Raw genomic sequence first — 16089 nt, 5'->3', positions numbered from 1 at the left:
AATGATGAACGATATCAAAGCAATTTTAAAGGAAACGGAAGCATTTTTAGAGGGACATTTCCTATTGTCTTCAGGACGGCATTCCGGTGAATATGTACAATGCGCAAAGGTCTTACGTTTTCCAGATCAAGCAGCCAAGGTTTTGGAGCCAGTTGCCAAGATGGTAAACGAGCTTGAGGTGGATGTGATTGTAGGACCTGCCATGGGCGGCGTGATTGTTGCCTACGAGTTGGGTCGACAATGTGGCAAAGAAGCATTATTTACGGAAAGAAAAGACGGAGAGATGCAACTTAGACGCGGATTTCAACTGAAACCGGGTGCCAGGATCATCATTGCTGAGGATGTTGTAACGACAGGCAAATCGACGGTCGAGACGAAAAAGGCCTTGGAAAAGTTGGGCGGCCTTGTGGTTGGTTTGGCATGTATTGCTGACAGGAGACCCGCAGGATTTGATTTGGATTTTCCAGTCTATGCGGCGATTGAATTGGCCATTGAATCTTATGAACCGAATGAGTGTCCACTTTGCAAGGCAGGCGAGATCGAATTGGTGAAACCGGGATCGAGAGAAATGAAAAAATAGAAGAAATAGCAGTTCAATAAAATATAGGGTTTAACCATTGAAGGGGTATATGCCCCTTCTTTTTATGTTAGAATGGGAAAAAGGAGGGAGTTCGATGGATAAGATTAAAGTTTTAATCTGGATTTGTTTAGTTGTTCTCCTTTTTTGTGGATGCAAAGACGCGTCTGACAGCAGTACAGATCAGGCACCCACACCCATAGAAGAGGAACAAACGATCCAAGATGCTCCAGAAATGGTTTTGGTGGATAATGGGGAGCCGGAAACGGCACAGGCTCTGGGGACCTATTTTGTGGAAACAAAGCTTGCTTTTGAATTTGGTGAGGAAGAAATTTTCAATGAGCAAGATGAGATTGGACGATACGTTGAAGGCGTTCCGTATTTTGATTTGTCCAAGATTGCGGATCGGTTCGGCTGGACTTGTTCAACGAGTGATGGGAAGTCGATTGAAAAGGGAAATCTGCAATACCAATTTGATGAAGGCAATGTTCAGCGGATATTTTTGGGAGAGCACGGTCCGCCTTATAAGCTAAAAAAACCCCTACAATTTGAGGATAAAAATTGGATGGTCTCGCAGTGGGATGCGGAGGCCTTGTTCGGCCTGCAGAGTTGGTGGGATCCGGAATCAAGAGAATTGACCCTGATTGAATGGGGATGGAGTCTGCCGGATCAAATTCAGGTAGAGAGCAAAGGAGATGAAGCGGTTCTCACGCTGAGGGTGCAGCCAGAGGCGGGTAATCAAGAGGTTTTGGATGACTCACCGGGAATCCGAGTGACCAATCAAAAAAAAGAACAAGAGCGGTTTGATTCTTTCTTTCGGGGTCAGGGATGGCTCTATACCTTGGAGTTTCGAAGCGCGGTTTTGACTCCTGGTACAGCATGGACGGGGGATGCATGGGTGTATTTTCAGGAAAGACCGCTTGGCATTTATCCGCTTAACTTGGAATTTCATGGAGAGAGTGGAGAGATACACATTGGGCAATCGGGACCTTGGGAAACGTTTACGCTGGAATCTCCTGAGTTGTTCTATACAAAAGGTCAAGAACCCATGACAATTAAGGGAACGACGGAAGACGAGTGGGTGGATTTTTTGGTTGAGGCATGGCAAGGTTCGGAGTTTGTGACGATTTACGATGAACGAATGGAAATTGATCAAGACTTTGAGTGGAATTGGACTTCCATGCAGCCGGGAATTTTTCGTATTCAAGTTCGTTCCGGAGATTCAACCCGAGAAACAAATCGCACGCGACTCTATTATGAAAAAGTGCAGTAGAAAGGCGCCCGTTAGGGCGCCTTTTGCATTTAGTGACAAAATCCTCCGCCATAGCCGCCGAAAGCTCGACCGCCACGACCGTGCATGCCGCTGTAGCCATTGAAGCTTTGATCGCCTCGGTTATAATCGGCACCATGATGGGTACCGAATCGAGAGGTTTCAAAGCCATTTTCCATGACATCCGCAATTCGCTCGTCTAAAAAGGCGAGTCGTTCTTCCGCTTCTGTTTCTGTAATCAATTTGGCATCAAGCAATTTTTGAATATACTCTCGATTGCTTTCCATGCGAAGTAAAAACCGTTGTTCCTGCTCGTTGCTTTGGATCTCATCGGCAAAAGCCGATACGAACGGAACGGAAGCTAAAGCAATAATCAATGCAATAATTACCCATTTTTTCATCTTTCTTCCTCCTCAAGTCGAATCTTCATTTTCTGGTAGGTGGATTCATCGATTTCACCCTTTGCAAAGCGCTGATCGAGAATTTCTTTGGCCTGAGATGATCGATACCCATTATTGTTTCGGGGTGGAGAACCTTTGACAGTCAAATACCAGATGATTCCACCGATTACAAAGAGCCATAAAAACATCATGAAATCCCCTCCTTTACAATCAGTATAAAGGACAGATATGAAAATTTAGTGAAGAGATTTGATGGGGAGACGAATCGTAAATTTGGTGCCTATATGAATTTGGCTTTCACAAGTGATGGTGCCGTTTATCGTCTGCAACAATTCCTTGACGATTGACAAGCCTAAACCGGACCCACCGGTTTCCTTGGCTCTAGCGGGATCTACTCGGTAAAAGCGGTCGAAGATATGAGGCAGCGCTTCTTCTGGAATGCCGATGCCATTGTCGTGAATGGTAATTTGGATTTCTTGATTTTCTTTTTTTGCAGAAACGTGCACGTGCCCGGATTCGGATGTATAGCGCAAGGCATTCTCCAATAGATTGAAAAGGATTTGCCGGATTGTGTCTTCCTGCGTATTGATGACAAGAGAATCTGGAGAATCAATCTCGAATAGAATCTTGCGCTCTTCGAACAAAGGGCGATATGCCTCTGCCAATTCATGCAGGACAACAGCCAGATTGACAGGCTCGAAACGCTTTTCTATTTTTTGTTCAAGATTGTTTAGGTGTTCAATTTGGGAAACCATTCGGCTTAGCCGATGCACTTCCTGAATTAAGGAGTTGCTTCGCTCCGGTGTTAAGGGGAGGATGCCATCGTGAATAGCTTCGATTTGATTCAAGAGGACGTTCAAGGGGGTTCTCAGTTCATGGGACATGTTGGTGGTCAATTGCTGCCTCAAGTCATTTTGAGCCTTTAAGCGAGACGATAAATGAATCAAGGACTCACGAAGAGAAGACACCTCTTTCAATGAACTTGATGCTGGGGGTTGTTCGTCCCAATTTTGGTTTGCAATGGAGTTTGCATAATGTTCCAAAGACTGAATGGGCTTTGAAACCCGTTGACTCAGCCAGTAGGCGATGACTCCTGCAAGAAGGAAACTGAAAATGCCAATCAGCAGATACCCTTGATTCAGATTTTTTCGGAAGCTTGCTTCCGGCAAGGAAAGAATCGCTGTTTCAGGACGTCCGATCCGAACCTTTGCAAAAATAGTGTTTTCCAGGGGGTATTCTCTGTCAATCAGGTTAAGAGTGTCGCCTTGCATATGTCCCATACCCATAGAGCTCGAGTCGATCAAGCCGACAATAGTTCCCGATTCATCCAGAAAAGTGAACCGAAGATCATTCATCATAGCCGCCCGTTGAAGATTGAGAGTAGGATCATTTCCTGCAGCAAGGGAAGTTTCGATAAAGGAGACCCAGTCAAGATCTTCTGAGATGGATTGATCTTGCAGGTAATCCCCGAAAGTTTGCGTAAAAATAGAGTGTTCAAGAATCAATGCGCTCGATAGAATGATGATGGCAATGAGCAAAAATGCGCTAAAAAGGATTCTAGAAAAAGAAAAATTTTTCTTCATGATGGCGTCACCTCAAATCGATAGCCTTTTCCGAAGACCGTAACAAGCAGTTTTGGAGATTTTGGATCATCTTCAAGTTTCTTGCGAAGGTTTTTGATGTGAACATCAATGGTTCTTTCGTCTCCTTCGTAGTCATAACCTAATGCTTTTTCAATGATTAAGCTGCGACGGAGAGGCCTATTTGGATTTCGAATAAGAAAAGAGAGGAGTTGAAATTCAATCGGTGTCAAATGGATCTCTTGATTATTCTTGAAAACTTGTTCCGCTTCCAGGTCAATCCAAAAGTCTTTCGATAGAAAAATTGTTCCCAAGGGTGTGCCGAACTGGCTGCGCCGAAGGAGGTTTTGGATACGAAGGATCAATTCTTTAGGACTGATTGGTTTTACCAAGTAATCGTCAGCACCCAGTTGAAGCCCGGTTAAACGATTCTCTAGTTGTCCTTTGGCGGTCAACATAATGATTGGAACTGAGGAGACTAGGCGAATCTGTCGACAGAGATCTTCACCGTTTAAATCAGGGAGCATAAGATCTAAAACAATAAGAGCGGGTTTTTCATCGTGGAAGAGTTTGAGGGCTTCTGTTCCGGTATAGGCGGGTATCGGTATAAATCCGGATTGCTTCACATAAGCGACCAAAACTTCCATTAGTTTTTTTTCATCATCGATTAATAAAATTTTATTCATTGTTCCCTCCAATTTTATTTTACCATGGATTTGTGAAGGACTAATGAAAGGTACTGGTACTTTTGATATAATAGGTAAAAGTGGGAGGGATGATCATGGAGATCAATCAATTGCTGGGTATTTTTCAGAACAATGCAATCGAAAAGGTGTATTTTGATCAGTTTTTTGAAAGCTCAAAGGAGTTCTTGAAAAGAATTCTTTTGTTGATGGCCATTTTATATGCGTTTTTTTTAATTCCAGACTGGTTCTTTCTTCGTCCCCATGCTGATTTTGTTTGGGCTTTTTTAAATCGTTCTCTTTTCGTGGGCTTGATGGTGATTTTATATCTTTGGCTGCGATTTGGAACGGGATTTACTTTGTATCCCATAATAATGCTTTTGACTGAGATTGCGGTCAGTCTGCTCTTTGTTCAAATGTTTGTAGTTTATCAAAAGAGCGGAGATCTTATGATTCAGTTTTTGGGTATGATTTGTATTATTTTGGGTATTTTTCTTATTCCGAATTCTGCGGTTTATCATCTGATTTCAACAGGAATTTCTGGACTTGCATTTGTTTTTCATGCGGTCAGCATGTATCAGCCGGCAGGATATCAGGCCGTTGCATGGTTTTTATATATTGGTATTATCATTGGACTTAGTTATATCAATGCGGTAAGAGGTAATATTTACCAAAGAAAACAATATGTAAATAGTTTGAATCTGAAACAAATGTTGGATATGGATCCCCTGACAGAGATCTATAACCGTCAAAAATTTGATGATGAGTTGATGAAGTATTTAGCGAGCATCGAGGATGAACGTGTTGCGACCATTATGTTTGACATCGATAATTTTAAAAAAGTGAATGATGAATTTGGGCATATGGAGGGTGATCGCGTTTTAAAGAAGGTCTCGGAGATCGCCCGCAGTATGGTGCGGGAAAAAGATATTCTTGCCCGTTGGGGAGGAGAAGAGTTTATTATTTTGATGCCTTATGCTGGAAAGTTAGAAGCTTATTCTGTCGCAGAACGGATTCGAATCGAAATTGAAAAGGAATTTATGGCTGAAAATCGTGTGGTAACCTGTAGCTTTGGTGTGACGGAAATTTCTCGTGATGATAATTTTGAAGTGATTATGAAGCGGGTGGACAGCTATTTGTATGAAGCTAAGGCTAAGGGGAAGAATCATACCATGGTGTATTAGGAGGGAATAATGAAAAAAGTTATTTTTGATTGTGATCCAGGATTAGACGATGCAATTGCTCTTTTGTTGCTTTGTCAGTCGGAATATGAAATTTTAGGGGTAACGACGGTGGCGGGAAACCATCGTATTGAAGTAACGACAAAAAACGCGTTGGATCTTCTTGCTTTTTATGGTCGGCCAGAGATTCCAGTGGCAAAGGGCGCAGGGCGTCCTCTGATTCAACCCCTGACAATTGCTGATTTTGTTCATGGGCCTAATGGACTGGGTGAGGTGATTTTGCCAAAGGCAGAGAGGAAAGCCGAATCGACTCATGCGGTGGAATGGATCAAAAACACCTTGATGGCAAGTGAGGAAAAAATCACCTTAATCGCAATTGGTCCCTTGACCAATATTGGTTTGTTGTTGCGGATGTATCCTCAAGTGAAGGACCGCATCGAGGAAATTGCGATTATGGGTGGATCGACGAGTTTTGGAAATATTTCAGCAGTAGCGGAAGCCAATGTAGGCCATGATCCGGAATCGGCTCAGATTGTATTTTCTTCGGGATTGCCGATTCGTATGAGTGGATTAAATTTAACGTTTCAGATGTTTATTCAAGATCGAGAGATTGAAGCCATTGAATCATTAGATAGTGATCGTGCGAAAACGGCAGCAAAATTTCTATGGTACCATGCTGCCTTTGCAAAGCGTATGGGGCTTGAGGTGGATCAGATGCACGATACCTGTGCCGTAGCGTCTCTAATGGAAGCAGAAGCCTTTACAGGCCGCATGGCCAAGGTTACAGTGGATACGGGTTGGGGTCCTGGTCGGGGACAAACAATTGCGAATTTTCGGGCACCCGCAGAAGAACGGAATGTATTGGTTTATGAGGGCGTAGATCGTGATCGAATTATAAAGCTGGTTCATTCGGCCATTGCAAAAGCGTAAAAGAGACAAAAAAATGGATAAAAAGCGTGTTTGATAAGTGCTTGCAAAAAGAGCCGATCCCAGGAGATCGGCTCTTTTTTCTATTCATGAGACATGGAATGAACGATTGATTCGATTTCTTCCCAGTCGGATACTCGACGAATCAGTTGATGCAAGGGCTTACGATTGTAGGCACAATCCATTAAGAGGACGGGAAATCCGGCTTCTGCTAAGGAACTTGCAATTTCAAGATTGTCTTCAATAAATAATTGACAGCCTAATTTCTTTGCTGGCGTTACCTTGTCAAAACTTTCAAGCACATGAAGCGTTCCTGGAATTTGTTGATCGGTCAGTAATTGTTGGGTGATATCGGCAAATTGTTTTTCTCGTGAAGTGACGATATGAAGCCGATGTTTTTGATCAAATACATTCATCACATGGTTTGCATAGGGACGCATGGTACATAAGTCGTAGTAAAAAGTTTTTCCATTTGCGAGATAGAAATTTGCATATTCTTTTGATTCGATACCCAAGGCTTTTGCTGTATAGCAAGTCTGGTACATTTCTGAAGTGATTGTTTTGTTATAGACCTCGGCAGTATATTCAAGCCAGGCGTAGGGTTGCGTTAAGGTACCATCAATATCGACACAAATTGTTAGGGCGTGTGTAGTCATTCCATCTTCTCCTTAATTTATCATCTTCTTCAGTGTAGACAATCAAGCTCGAGATGTCAAAGGGGTTTCTTGTTTATCGCACTTTAGTGTGATATAGTAATAAGCAAAATATTCGCAATTTAAGGAGTCGTTATGCGCAAGCGAATTCAGGCATGTAAACGGATTGTCGTGAAGATTGGAACCTCTTCATTAACCCACCCGCAAGGCGGGATGAATCTAAGAAAAATTGAGCGTTTGGCCTTTGTTTTATCAGATCTACAGCGATCCGGCAAGGAGGTCGTACTCGTATCTTCTGGTGCCATCGGATTTGGCATGGGCCGATTGGGTTTGAGTGAACGACCCAAAACATTGGCGGAAACCCAGGCCGTTGCAGCAGTGGGACAAGGGGGATTGATGCAGGTCTATGAAAACTTTTTTTCCACCTATAATCAACCCATTGCTCAGATCCTTTTGACCAAGGACGTGGTGGATCATCCGATTAAAAGCGAAAATGCGAAGCGGACTTTCCAAACACTCATATCCATGGGTGCAATACCTATTGTCAATGAGAATGATACGATTTCCACGGAGGAAATCGAAGAGAGTCGTTTTGGTGACAATGATACCCTGTCGGCAATTGTGGCAGGCTTGTTGTCGGCGGATGTATTGGTGATTTTATCGGATATCGCCGGTTTGTATGATCAGGACCCGAGGAAGAACTCGAAAGCGAAACTGATTCAAGAGGTGACGGAGATTACACCGGAAATTCAGGAAATTGCTGGAGGACCGGGAAGCAGCCAGGGAACCGGGGGGATGGCGACCAAGGTGATTGCCGCAAAGATTGCAAAGAAAACCGGCATTGAGACGATTATTTCGTCTGGAGAGAATATTGATCAATTATTTGAGATTCTGGATGGCAAAGCCATCGGTACCTGGTTTCATGGAGGAGGAGAATAAATGAGTGTAAAAGATTTGGGAAAACTGGCCAAGAAAGCGTCGTTGAAAATGGCGATATTGGGAAGTGAAGAAAAGAATCAAGCCTTGAAGGCTGTTGCGGAAGCATTATTGGGAAATAAGGAAGCAATTTTGGCGGCCAATGCAAAGGATATGGAAAAAGCAGAGGAGAATGGTGTAAGGGGGTCCCTTTTGGATCGTCTCTTGCTGACAGAGGATCGTATTGAAGGGATTGCGGAAGGTGTTCGTCAAACAGCGGCTTTGAATGATCCTGTAGGCGAGGTTTTGTGGATGAGGACACATCCTAATGGCATGGTCTACGGTCAAAAACGAGTGCCGATTGGTGTCTTGGGCATGATTTATGAAGCAAGACCCAATGTAACGGTAGATGCTTTTGCTTTGAGTTTCAAATCGGGTAATGCTGTAATTCTGCGGGGCGGAAAAGAGGCTTTTGAAACCAACCAAGTGTTCGTCAAGATTATCAAAGAGGCTTTGACGATTGCCGGATCGATTCCGGAAGCGGTGCAGATGCTAGAAGATCCATCCCGTGAAACGGCGCGTGAATTGATGCAATTGAATGAATATCTGGATGTATTGATTCCTAGAGGCGGTGCTGGATTGATCAAATCTGTGGTTGCGAATGCCAGTGTGCCGGTAATCGAGACAGGCGTTGGCAATTGCCATACCTATGTGGATGAAAGCGCGGATCTTGAAAAAGCAAATGCGATTGTCATCAACGCGAAAGTTCAGCGTCCGGGCGTTTGCAATGCACTGGAAACGCTTTTGGTCCATGAATCTGTAGCCGATGAATTTCTCCCTGCCATGATTAAGGAGTTGGAAGCAAACGGTGTGGAAATGCATGGAGATGAACGGGTTTGCGAATTTAATGATGCGATTATTCCAGCCACTGAATGGGACTGGGCCAATGAATATTTGGACTTGAAACTGGCGATTCGCATTGTACCGACATTGGAAGCGGCAATTGAGCATATCGCGACCTATAGTACCAAACATTCGGAAGCAATTTTAACAGAAAACTATTCTGCATCGCAAAAATTCTTAAACGAAGTGGATGCGGCAGCGGTTTACGTGAATGCTTCTACACGATTTACCGATGGATCGGAATTCGGTTTTGGTGCAGAGATTGGCATATCAACGCAAAAGCTTCATGCCCGAGGTCCAATGGGTGTTGAGGCATTGACAACAACCAAGTATATTATTTATGGGAGTGGTCAGATCAGAGGTTGACACTATACCCCTATTGGGTATAATGGTTTCAGGAGGACGATCATGAAATCATTATTAAAAATAGAGGAAATTGAAGAATTTATAGCGGAATCGGGTTTTCGCTTGGTTTATTTTGCTTCGGAGTCTTGTTCGGTATGTAAATCCATGCGTCAAGAGGTAGTAACACATTATCAAGATCAAGCAGAGATGGATTTGAGACTTGTGATGATTGAGGATGTACCGAAAGCGAGAGGGCATTATCAAGTCTTTGCCGCCCCAACTATTCATGTGTATTTCGATGGACAAAGGGTGTATGAGGCGGGACGATTTTTGCGATTGGAAGAGCTTGATCAGATGATCGAACGAATTATAGAAATTAATAAGCGAGACGAATAAGGAAATGACGCCGAGAGGCGTCATTTTTGTCAAATCGGGTAAGAAATCGGGTAAGAAATCGGTAAGAGGAAAAGGAAGGAGAGATTTCATGACTTTTCAACAAGTTTTTGCCGTTTTGATGATGGTTGCCGCAATTTTTGTTTTTATCAATGAGCGATTTATTCATCTTCCTTTTACAATCGGTTTAACAGTCTTGTCCTTGGGTTTTTCTGTTTTTCTAATTTTATGTGAGCTGATAGGCATTCCCTTTGGACACACCATTTTCTTGAATTACTTAACCCTGATTGATTTCAAAACCTTTTTACTGGATTATGCCTTGGGCTTTCTTCTGTTTGCTGGAGCGATTCACTTATCTAGTCGAGATTTGAAACCGGATCGGAGCTTGATTTTGGTCCTTGCAAGCCTGGGTGTTGTTTTCTCAACCCTCATCTATGGGATTCTTTTCTATTTCGTTTTAAATGGTCTCTTTCAAATTGGACTTGCTTGGATTGATGCCTTTCTTTTTGGTGCCATTCTCGCGCCCACAGATCCCATTGCAGTGATTAGTATTTTACGTGAGATGAAGCTGCCAAAGCGGCTAGAGGTCTTGATTTTTGGTGAGTCTCTGTTTAATGATGGTGTGAGTTATACCCTTTTTTTGATTCTCTTGAGTGTGAAAATTCATCCAGAGGCAGTGGGAGCGGGAAACGTGATGCGAATTTTGGGGGAGGAAATTTTTGGTGGGGTCTTATTGGGTCTTGTCGTCGGTATCCTAGTCGTATTTCTTCTGGTTCGGATTCGCCAAGATATAACCGCCATCTTTATTACTCTAGCATCGGTTTTTTTTATAAGTTCAGCGGCAACTACGCTGCAGGTGAATGGTCCCTTGGCTGTGGTTGTAGTTGGGATCACCATTGCAACACGGGTTCATGATATTGAACTGGTTTGCAATCCAAAGTCGCTCTTGAATGTGTTTTGGGAAATGACCGATCAGATTTTAAATGGATTTCTTTTTATGATGATTGGATTTCAGGTTGTATTTTTAACCTTTTTTGACCATCTATGGCTAGAAAGTTTGTTTGTCATCGGAATCGGAATCCTGGGTCGATATCTGGCCGTTACTCTTCCTGTGCTTATTTATCGAAAACGGATGCAATTGAGCTGCAATCGCTGGAATTTGATGCGTCTTTTAACCTGGGGCGGATTGAAGGGCGGGTTGACGATCGCTCTGGCCCTGCAATTGCCGGAAAGTGCTCTCAGCAATCGGATTCAAGCTTTGACTTATATGATTGTTATTTTTTCGATAGTAATTCAGGGGACTACCATTCGAAAGGTAATCTCAATTGAAGATTTTGAATTGGCATTAAAAAGGAATCGCTAAGCGATTCCTTTTTTCCTTATTGGTTTTCAAATGGATCGGCGGCGTGATAAGAGCTGCGAACAAAAGGTCCGCTGGAGACATGAGCAAATCCAAGGGCTGTGGCATAACTTTCATAAAGCTTGAATTGTTCAGGAGTCACATATTCTACAACCTCTGCGTGTTGGCGACTTGGCGCCAGATATTGCCCGATCGTCAGCATTTGGCATCCGTGGTCATGAAGGTCGCGCATAACAGCTTCAACTTCTGCGGGTTTTTCTCCTAAGCCGACCATAATACCCGATTTGGTTTTGATAGCCGGTGCAATCTTCTTCACCCTTTGAATGAGGGTAAGGGTTTGCTGATAGTTTGCTTCCGGTCGAATGGTGTCGTAGAGGCGGGCAATCGTCTCAATATTGTGGTTGATGACCTCGGGAGCGGCATCGATAACGATCTGAAGTGCAGCTTCATTTCCTTGAAAATCGGGAATCAACACCTCTACCTTTACATGGGGGGTTCTTGCCTTGATGGCACGAATAGTTTTGGCAAAGTGGCCGGCACCGCCATCGGATAAGTCATCTCGGGTGACTGAAGTGATTACCGCATATTTTAACCCCAGTGATTCAACGGCTTCAGCGACCTTTTCCGGCTCTTGTGGATCGGGTGCACCAGCGACACCATGGGTAACATTGCAGAATTTACAATTGCGGGTGCATTGACTGCCTAAAATCATAAAGGTTGCAGTACGTTTGCTGAAACACTCATATTGATTGGGGCAATTGGCTTCCTGACAAACGGTATGAAGGCCAGTTTTTTCAATTAGCGCTTTTACCCGTTTTAACTCTTTTGGTTGATAGGCTTTCATGTCGATGCGAAGCCATTCTGGTTTTCGTTTGATCATAAGATTCTCCTTTAAAACATGAGGGAAAGCAATTCGTCTTCGGTAATTCCATAAAAATACTCTTCCAGAGGGAATGCTTTAAGAACCGAGAGTAGGCTATCGGGATCATGGCGCTTTCCGATCATGGCGAGTTGGATATCCGACAAATCGAGGCGGCTTAAAAAATCGCCGTGAAAAACAATATCGGTAACGAATCCCTTTTCCACGGAAAGGTCGATTTCGACAATTCCACCGGTAAATCGGTGCTCCCGATGAAAGTCGTACTTGGGCGACTGCCCAATGGTCCAGTCCCAGTCGCGATATTTATTATCAGCGATGGTTTCGATTTCTAAAATCTCGGTTTCTGTGAAGTCACGAATCAGTGAATCCGGATCCTTTGCAAGCATATGGGTGTAGATCAACTCGCGGAACGCCAATACATCCATCGGTTTCGTTAGATGAGAGGCGATATTGGTCACCCGCTTTGCGGCGGATTCAATACCTCGACCCTTGTACTTTAAGGGATCGGTCTTAAGGGCGCCGGCAAGATCCTTGAGGTCAGCCGAAAACAAAAGGGTTCCGTGATGGAGAAGTCGATTCTTTTTTCGATATTGCGCGTTGCCAGAGAACTTATGTCCCTCAATCGTCAGATCATTTCGCCCGCTGAAAATAGCGGGTATACCCATTTTATTGAGCACGTCTAAAATGGGTTTCGTAAAGAGCCGATAATTATTGAGCTTCTCGGTTCCGTGATTTTCAATAAAGGAAAAATTGATATTTCCAAGATCACAAAAGACGGTTCCGCCGCCGGAGGAGCGTCGAACCAAAAGTATCTCTCGTTCTTTGACATAGTCTAGATTCACTTGCTTCCAAGCATTTTGGTTTTTTCCGAGTAAAATTGATTTTTTTGCGCGCCACAGCATGAAGACGGGTTCTTGGGTATTTTCCATCAAGAATTCTTCGGCGGCATGAAAAAAAGGTGCGTCGGTACGATCACTACGGATTATTAGCACAAAAAACCTCCCCAATTTTTCTTCATTATATGGGGAGGCTTGTTTTCTGTCAATTTGAACTTTTGCTCACTTCTATTTACTGACTCGTTTGGCAATTTCAACCAACACATTCACGGCTTTTTCCATGGATTCAACCGGGATGAATTCAAATCGACCATGGTAATTGTGGCCACCGGTAAATAGGTTGGGGCACGGAAGACCTAGATAGGACAAGCGTGCGCCATCGGTTCCACCACGGATGGGGTCGATTCTTGGTGTCACGCCAACCGCTTCCATGGAATCAAGGGCGGTTTGTACGACATGGTAATGAGGCAGGATCATTTCTTTCATATTTTGATAACTGTCTTTTACGCAAACGGAAACCAATTCTTGTTTGTACTTTTGATTCAGTTGGTTTGCGCATTTGATAAAGAAGTCTTTTCGCCATTCAAAAGTCTTGGCATCGTGATCGCGGATGATATAGTCAAGGGTCGCTTCTTCAACGCTTGCATGAGTGTTCATTAAATGAAAGAAACCCTCATAATCATCGGTATATTCTGGTCGATCGAAATGGGGAAGCAAGGCATCAAACTCCTGAGCAAGATGGTTTGCATTAATCATTTTGTGTTTAGCGCTGCCGGGATGAACATTTCTGCCCTGAATCGTGACGATTCCTGAAGCGGCATTGAAGTTTTCGAATTCGATGGAGCCAAGAGCACCACCATCGATGGTATAGGCGAAATCCGCTGCAAATTCAGTTACATCGAAGTGATCGGCCCCTTGACCGACCTCTTCATCTGGGGTAAAACCCAAACGGATGGTACCGTGTGGCAAATCTGGATTCTGAATTAAGAATTCAATTGCTGTAAGAATTTCGGCAATTCCGGCTTTGTCATCGGCCCCTAAAAGGGTATTCCCATCAGTCGTGATCAGGGTTTGACCGATATAGTCTGTTAGTTCCGGAAAATCATCGGGACTCAATGTGTATTTTTCATTGAGTTGAATGGCTTTACCATTATAGTTTTCGACAAATGCTGGCTGCACATGTTCACCCGACAGATCGCTAGCGGTGTCCATATGGGCAATCCATCCCATTGTGGGGGCGCCATCGGTGTTGCCTGGCAGAGTAGCTGTTACAATACCGTGCTCGGAAAGCAATACCTGGCTTAAGCCAAGATCTGTGCATTCTTTTACCAAGAGATGGGCAAGATCCCATTGCACACTGGTGCTGGGAGATTGATCGGTTCCCTCTTTTGATTGCGTATTCATTTTTGCGTAGCGGATAAAGCGTTCAACAACGGTCATTATTTTCCTCCTTAAAGTGATTCTCTTCTTTGAGTGTAGACAATTATTGAAGATTGTGCAAATGTGAATTCAGCGTAGAGTCAAATGATTTAGGTTAATTGATAAGATTGCTTTAATCGAAAGGGTTATTGCCAATAGAATAAGTGAAGGGATTAAATAAAGGATTCGTGTTTTTGTGGGAATGTGGGGGTTTATAAACAGGCACAATAAGCTTTCAATTAAGAGTATTTGTGTAGCTTAAAAGAGGAATTTTAGGCTTGTGATCAATAAGTTAATGAAAGAGAAGAGAATTTCATGAAGCCGTAAGAAAAGATAGATAATTATGTAAGTTTTGTGCTATGATTCTATGTAATAAGTTACTGGCTGAAAAGATGGACAGGTTCATGCAAACCCTCTTGCAGGGTTCTTTTTTTAAGAAGAGTGAGAGGAAAAGCCATAAAATCGATTGAAGCTATAGTCGAATCAATTCATAAAAACGAACGGGAGTGAAGACATAATGTTGACGGGTACAATTGTAAATACAGGTGCGATTATCATCGGTACTTTTGTGGGGCTTCTTGTGAAGCAGGGGATTAAAGAGAACTACTCAAAAGCGATAATTAAAGCGATTTCGCTTGCGATATTGGTTATAGGGATTAGCGGTGCATTAAAAACAAGCAATTTTATATTGGTGATTCTTTCCATCGTTTTAGGCACCTTGTTGGGAACTGCGTTGAAGATTGAAGCGCGTTTGGATCGATTGGGTGAGCGATTGAATCAACGATTTGGCCGGGGGGACAGTCCGTTTGTAGAGGGTTTTGTTACGTCCTCATTGATTTTTTGTGTTGGTGCCATGGCTGTTGTTGGCGCCATTGAGTCTGGCTTGCATGGAAATCATGAAACCTTATTTGCAAAATCCTTGTTGGATGGAATTACCTCCTTGATTCTTTCTTCTACTTTGGGAATCGGTGTTTTATTCTCTGCCCTTGCCGTATTTTTGTATCAGGGTGGAATTACCCTGCTGGCATCTAGCTTGGAGCCAGTTTTAACGGAAGCTGTTGTCTTGGAAATGTCAGCGGTGGGCGGTCTTTTAATACTTGGACTAGGCTTAAATATTCTGGAGGTCGGCAAGGAAAGAATTCCTGTGGGGAACATGCTTCCAGCCATGTTTTTGCCGATTATTTTACTGGCAATTTTTTAATCACTCGAGAGGGTGATTTTTTTTACAATTAATCTTGACAGATTTACTCGGATATATTATTCTAGAAATGCACGAATCCCTAGTAAATGACTAGGAATTAGAAGGAGGGCTTATGAAATTATCAACGAAGGGCCGCTATGGTTTAAAAGCAATGTTTGATTTGGCCTTGAATGATGGCTCTGGGCCGATCAGTCTAACCGCAATTTCGGAGAGGCAAGGTATCTCGATTCACTATTTGGAACAACTGGTGAGTCCCTTGCGAAAAGCAGGATTATTAAAAAGTGTTCGTGGCGCTCAGGGTGGATATTTATTGGCTAAGCAGCCAGATGAGATTAGTGTGCGGGAGATTCTTGAATTGCTAGAAGGTCCATTGGCACCGGCATCTTGTGTGATCGAGGGTCAACCGTCTTGTGATCATTCAGATTTTTGTGCTTCTAGAATGATTTATGATCGAATTTATGCAAGTATTAATGAGGTTGTAGACAATATCAGCCTTCAAGATATGCTCGATGAACAATCTCGGAATCTTCAAGATTCCATATCAGATATGAATACCAAGTAGGAG

Annotated in this window: 18 protein-coding genes; 10 read left to right on the top strand and 8 right to left on the bottom strand. The window is 43.2% G+C overall.

Going from position 1 to position 16089, the window contains the following annotated elements; genetic code table 11:
• The first annotated feature begins 1 nt into the window (after nucleotide 1).
• The gene (pyrE, locus tag AC25CA_RS16660; protein WP_486814974.1) at nucleotides 2-580 is read left to right on the top strand and encodes an orotate phosphoribosyltransferase; all 579 of its coding nucleotides are present in this window, start codon (nucleotides 2-4) and stop codon (nucleotides 578-580) included.
• Between the two features lie 94 nt (nucleotides 581-674).
• Nucleotides 675-1850, top strand: coding sequence for a hypothetical protein (locus tag AC25CA_RS16655; protein ID WP_486814973.1), 1176 nt, complete (start codon nucleotides 675-677; stop codon nucleotides 1848-1850).
• 29 nt (nucleotides 1851-1879) lie between these two features.
• Here the strand turns inward: AC25CA_RS16655 and AC25CA_RS16650 are convergent, their stop codons facing one another.
• From AC25CA_RS16650 to AC25CA_RS16635, 4 genes are read right to left on the bottom strand one after another with little or no spacing between them, the layout of a single operon-like run.
• Entirely contained in the window at nucleotides 1880-2248 is a 369-nt protein-coding gene (locus AC25CA_RS16650) for a hypothetical protein (protein WP_486814972.1), read from the bottom strand.
• A complete protein-coding gene (locus tag AC25CA_RS16645; protein ID WP_486814971.1) occupies nucleotides 2245-2439 on the bottom strand; it encodes an SHOCT domain-containing protein in 195 nt (64 codons plus the stop codon). The genes AC25CA_RS16650 and AC25CA_RS16645 overlap by 4 nt, the downstream gene beginning before the upstream one ends.
• Nucleotides 2440-2484: 45 nt before the next feature.
• A complete protein-coding gene (locus tag AC25CA_RS16640; protein WP_486814970.1) occupies nucleotides 2485-3831 on the bottom strand; it encodes a sensor histidine kinase in 1347 nt (448 codons plus the stop codon).
• Nucleotides 3828-4514 carry a response regulator transcription factor gene (locus tag AC25CA_RS16635; protein WP_486814969.1) on the bottom strand — a complete coding sequence of 229 codons (687 nt, stop codon included), beginning with the start codon at nucleotides 4512-4514 and terminating at the stop codon, nucleotides 3828-3830. Before AC25CA_RS16635 ends, AC25CA_RS16640 begins: the two co-directional genes overlap by 4 nt.
• A gap of 95 nt (nucleotides 4515-4609) precedes the next feature.
• Here AC25CA_RS16635 and AC25CA_RS16630 point away from each other — a divergent pair, with 95 nt between their 5' ends.
• Nucleotides 4610-5695: a GGDEF domain-containing protein gene (locus tag AC25CA_RS16630; protein WP_486814968.1), complete on the top strand. Its 1086-nt coding sequence runs from the start codon at nucleotides 4610-4612 to the stop codon at nucleotides 5693-5695.
• Between the two features lie 9 nt (nucleotides 5696-5704).
• Nucleotides 5705-6622: a nucleoside hydrolase gene (locus AC25CA_RS16625; protein ID WP_486814967.1), complete on the top strand. Its 918-nt coding sequence runs from the start codon at nucleotides 5705-5707 to the stop codon at nucleotides 6620-6622.
• Nucleotides 6623-6702: 80 nt separating this feature from the next.
• Here AC25CA_RS16625 and AC25CA_RS16620 read toward each other — a convergent pair whose 3' ends face one another.
• A complete protein-coding gene (locus tag AC25CA_RS16620; RefSeq protein WP_486814966.1) occupies nucleotides 6703-7275 on the bottom strand; it encodes a hypothetical protein in 573 nt (190 codons plus the stop codon).
• Nucleotides 7276-7407: 132 nt separating this feature from the next.
• On the opposite strand from AC25CA_RS16620, the gene proB reads away from it, so the two are divergent.
• From proB to AC25CA_RS16600, 4 genes are all read left to right on the top strand, one after another.
• Complete coding sequence (gene proB, locus AC25CA_RS16615) at nucleotides 7408-8211, top strand: glutamate 5-kinase (protein ID WP_486814965.1); 804 nt, start codon at nucleotides 7408-7410, stop codon at nucleotides 8209-8211.
• Nucleotides 8212-9456, top strand: coding sequence for a glutamate-5-semialdehyde dehydrogenase (locus tag AC25CA_RS16610; protein WP_486814964.1), 1245 nt, complete (start codon nucleotides 8212-8214; stop codon nucleotides 9454-9456).
• A 42-nt stretch (nucleotides 9457-9498) separates the two neighbouring features.
• Nucleotides 9499-9831, top strand: coding sequence for a thioredoxin family protein (locus AC25CA_RS16605; RefSeq protein WP_486814963.1), 333 nt, complete (start codon nucleotides 9499-9501; stop codon nucleotides 9829-9831).
• Nucleotides 9832-9919: 88 nt separating this feature from the next.
• A complete protein-coding gene (locus AC25CA_RS16600; protein ID WP_486814962.1) occupies nucleotides 9920-11191 on the top strand; it encodes a cation:proton antiporter in 1272 nt (423 codons plus the stop codon).
• A 16-nt stretch (nucleotides 11192-11207) separates the two neighbouring features.
• On the opposite strand, the gene lipA is transcribed toward AC25CA_RS16600, so the two are convergent.
• From lipA to pepT, 3 genes are all read right to left on the bottom strand, one after another.
• The gene (gene lipA, locus AC25CA_RS16595; RefSeq protein ID WP_486814961.1) at nucleotides 11208-12068 is read right to left on the bottom strand and encodes a lipoyl synthase; all 861 of its coding nucleotides are present in this window, start codon (nucleotides 12066-12068) and stop codon (nucleotides 11208-11210) included.
• A gap of 11 nt (nucleotides 12069-12079) precedes the next feature.
• Entirely contained in the window at nucleotides 12080-13060 is a 981-nt protein-coding gene (gene lplA / locus AC25CA_RS16590) for a lipoate--protein ligase (RefSeq protein WP_486814960.1), read from the bottom strand.
• A gap of 72 nt (nucleotides 13061-13132) precedes the next feature.
• Nucleotides 13133-14344, bottom strand: a complete 1212-nt coding sequence (gene pepT / locus AC25CA_RS16585; RefSeq protein ID WP_486814959.1) for a peptidase T — start codon at nucleotides 14342-14344, stop codon at nucleotides 13133-13135.
• A 496-nt stretch (nucleotides 14345-14840) separates the two neighbouring features.
• On the opposite strand from pepT, the gene AC25CA_RS16580 reads away from it, so the two are divergent.
• Entirely contained in the window at nucleotides 14841-15524 is a 684-nt protein-coding gene (locus AC25CA_RS16580; protein WP_486814958.1) for a DUF554 domain-containing protein, read from the top strand.
• A gap of 112 nt (nucleotides 15525-15636) precedes the next feature.
• Nucleotides 15637-16086: an RrF2 family transcriptional regulator gene (locus AC25CA_RS16575; protein WP_486814957.1), complete on the top strand. Its 450-nt coding sequence runs from the start codon at nucleotides 15637-15639 to the stop codon at nucleotides 16084-16086.
• Nucleotides 16087-16089 lie beyond the last annotated feature (3 nt).

This window comes from Gottschalkiaceae bacterium SANA (genome assembly GCA_036323355.1).
Classification (GTDB): domain Bacteria; phylum Bacillota; class Clostridia; order Tissierellales; family GPF-1; genus GPF-1.
This window is presented reverse-complemented; position numbering and strand designations above follow the sequence as displayed.

What these genes read in the sequence shown, in the direction of transcription:
- pyrE (WP_486814974.1), top strand. Translation starts at nt 2, where the DNA reads ATGATGAACGATATCAAAGCAATTTTAAAGGAAACGGAAGCATTTTTA.
- AC25CA_RS16655 (WP_486814973.1), top strand. Translation starts at nt 675, where the DNA reads ATGGATAAGATTAAAGTTTTAATCTGGATTTGTTTAGTTGTTCTCCTT.
- AC25CA_RS16650 (WP_486814972.1), bottom strand. Translation starts at nt 2,248, where the DNA reads ATGAAAAAATGGGTAATTATTGCATTGATTATTGCTTTAGCTTCCGTT.
- AC25CA_RS16645 (WP_486814971.1), bottom strand. Translation starts at nt 2,439, where the DNA reads ATGATGTTTTTATGGCTCTTTGTAATCGGTGGAATCATCTGGTATTTG.
- AC25CA_RS16640 (WP_486814970.1), bottom strand. Translation starts at nt 3,831, where the DNA reads ATGAAGAAAAATTTTTCTTTTTCTAGAATCCTTTTTAGCGCATTTTTG.
- AC25CA_RS16635 (WP_486814969.1), bottom strand. Translation starts at nt 4,514, where the DNA reads ATGAATAAAATTTTATTAATCGATGATGAAAAAAAACTAATGGAAGTT.
- AC25CA_RS16630 (WP_486814968.1), top strand. Translation starts at nt 4,610, where the DNA reads ATGGAGATCAATCAATTGCTGGGTATTTTTCAGAACAATGCAATCGAA.
- AC25CA_RS16625 (WP_486814967.1), top strand. Translation starts at nt 5,705, where the DNA reads ATGAAAAAAGTTATTTTTGATTGTGATCCAGGATTAGACGATGCAATT.
- AC25CA_RS16620 (WP_486814966.1), bottom strand. Translation starts at nt 7,275, where the DNA reads ATGACTACACACGCCCTAACAATTTGTGTCGATATTGATGGTACCTTA.
- proB (WP_486814965.1), top strand. Translation starts at nt 7,408, where the DNA reads ATGCGCAAGCGAATTCAGGCATGTAAACGGATTGTCGTGAAGATTGGA.
- AC25CA_RS16610 (WP_486814964.1), top strand. Translation starts at nt 8,212, where the DNA reads ATGAGTGTAAAAGATTTGGGAAAACTGGCCAAGAAAGCGTCGTTGAAA.
- AC25CA_RS16605 (WP_486814963.1), top strand. Translation starts at nt 9,499, where the DNA reads ATGAAATCATTATTAAAAATAGAGGAAATTGAAGAATTTATAGCGGAA.
- AC25CA_RS16600 (WP_486814962.1), top strand. Translation starts at nt 9,920, where the DNA reads ATGACTTTTCAACAAGTTTTTGCCGTTTTGATGATGGTTGCCGCAATT.
- lipA (WP_486814961.1), bottom strand. Translation starts at nt 12,068, where the DNA reads ATGATCAAACGAAAACCAGAATGGCTTCGCATCGACATGAAAGCCTAT.
- pepT (WP_486814959.1), bottom strand. Translation starts at nt 14,344, where the DNA reads ATGACCGTTGTTGAACGCTTTATCCGCTACGCAAAAATGAATACGCAA.
- AC25CA_RS16580 (WP_486814958.1), top strand. Translation starts at nt 14,841, where the DNA reads ATGTTGACGGGTACAATTGTAAATACAGGTGCGATTATCATCGGTACT.
- AC25CA_RS16575 (WP_486814957.1), top strand. Translation starts at nt 15,637, where the DNA reads ATGAAATTATCAACGAAGGGCCGCTATGGTTTAAAAGCAATGTTTGAT.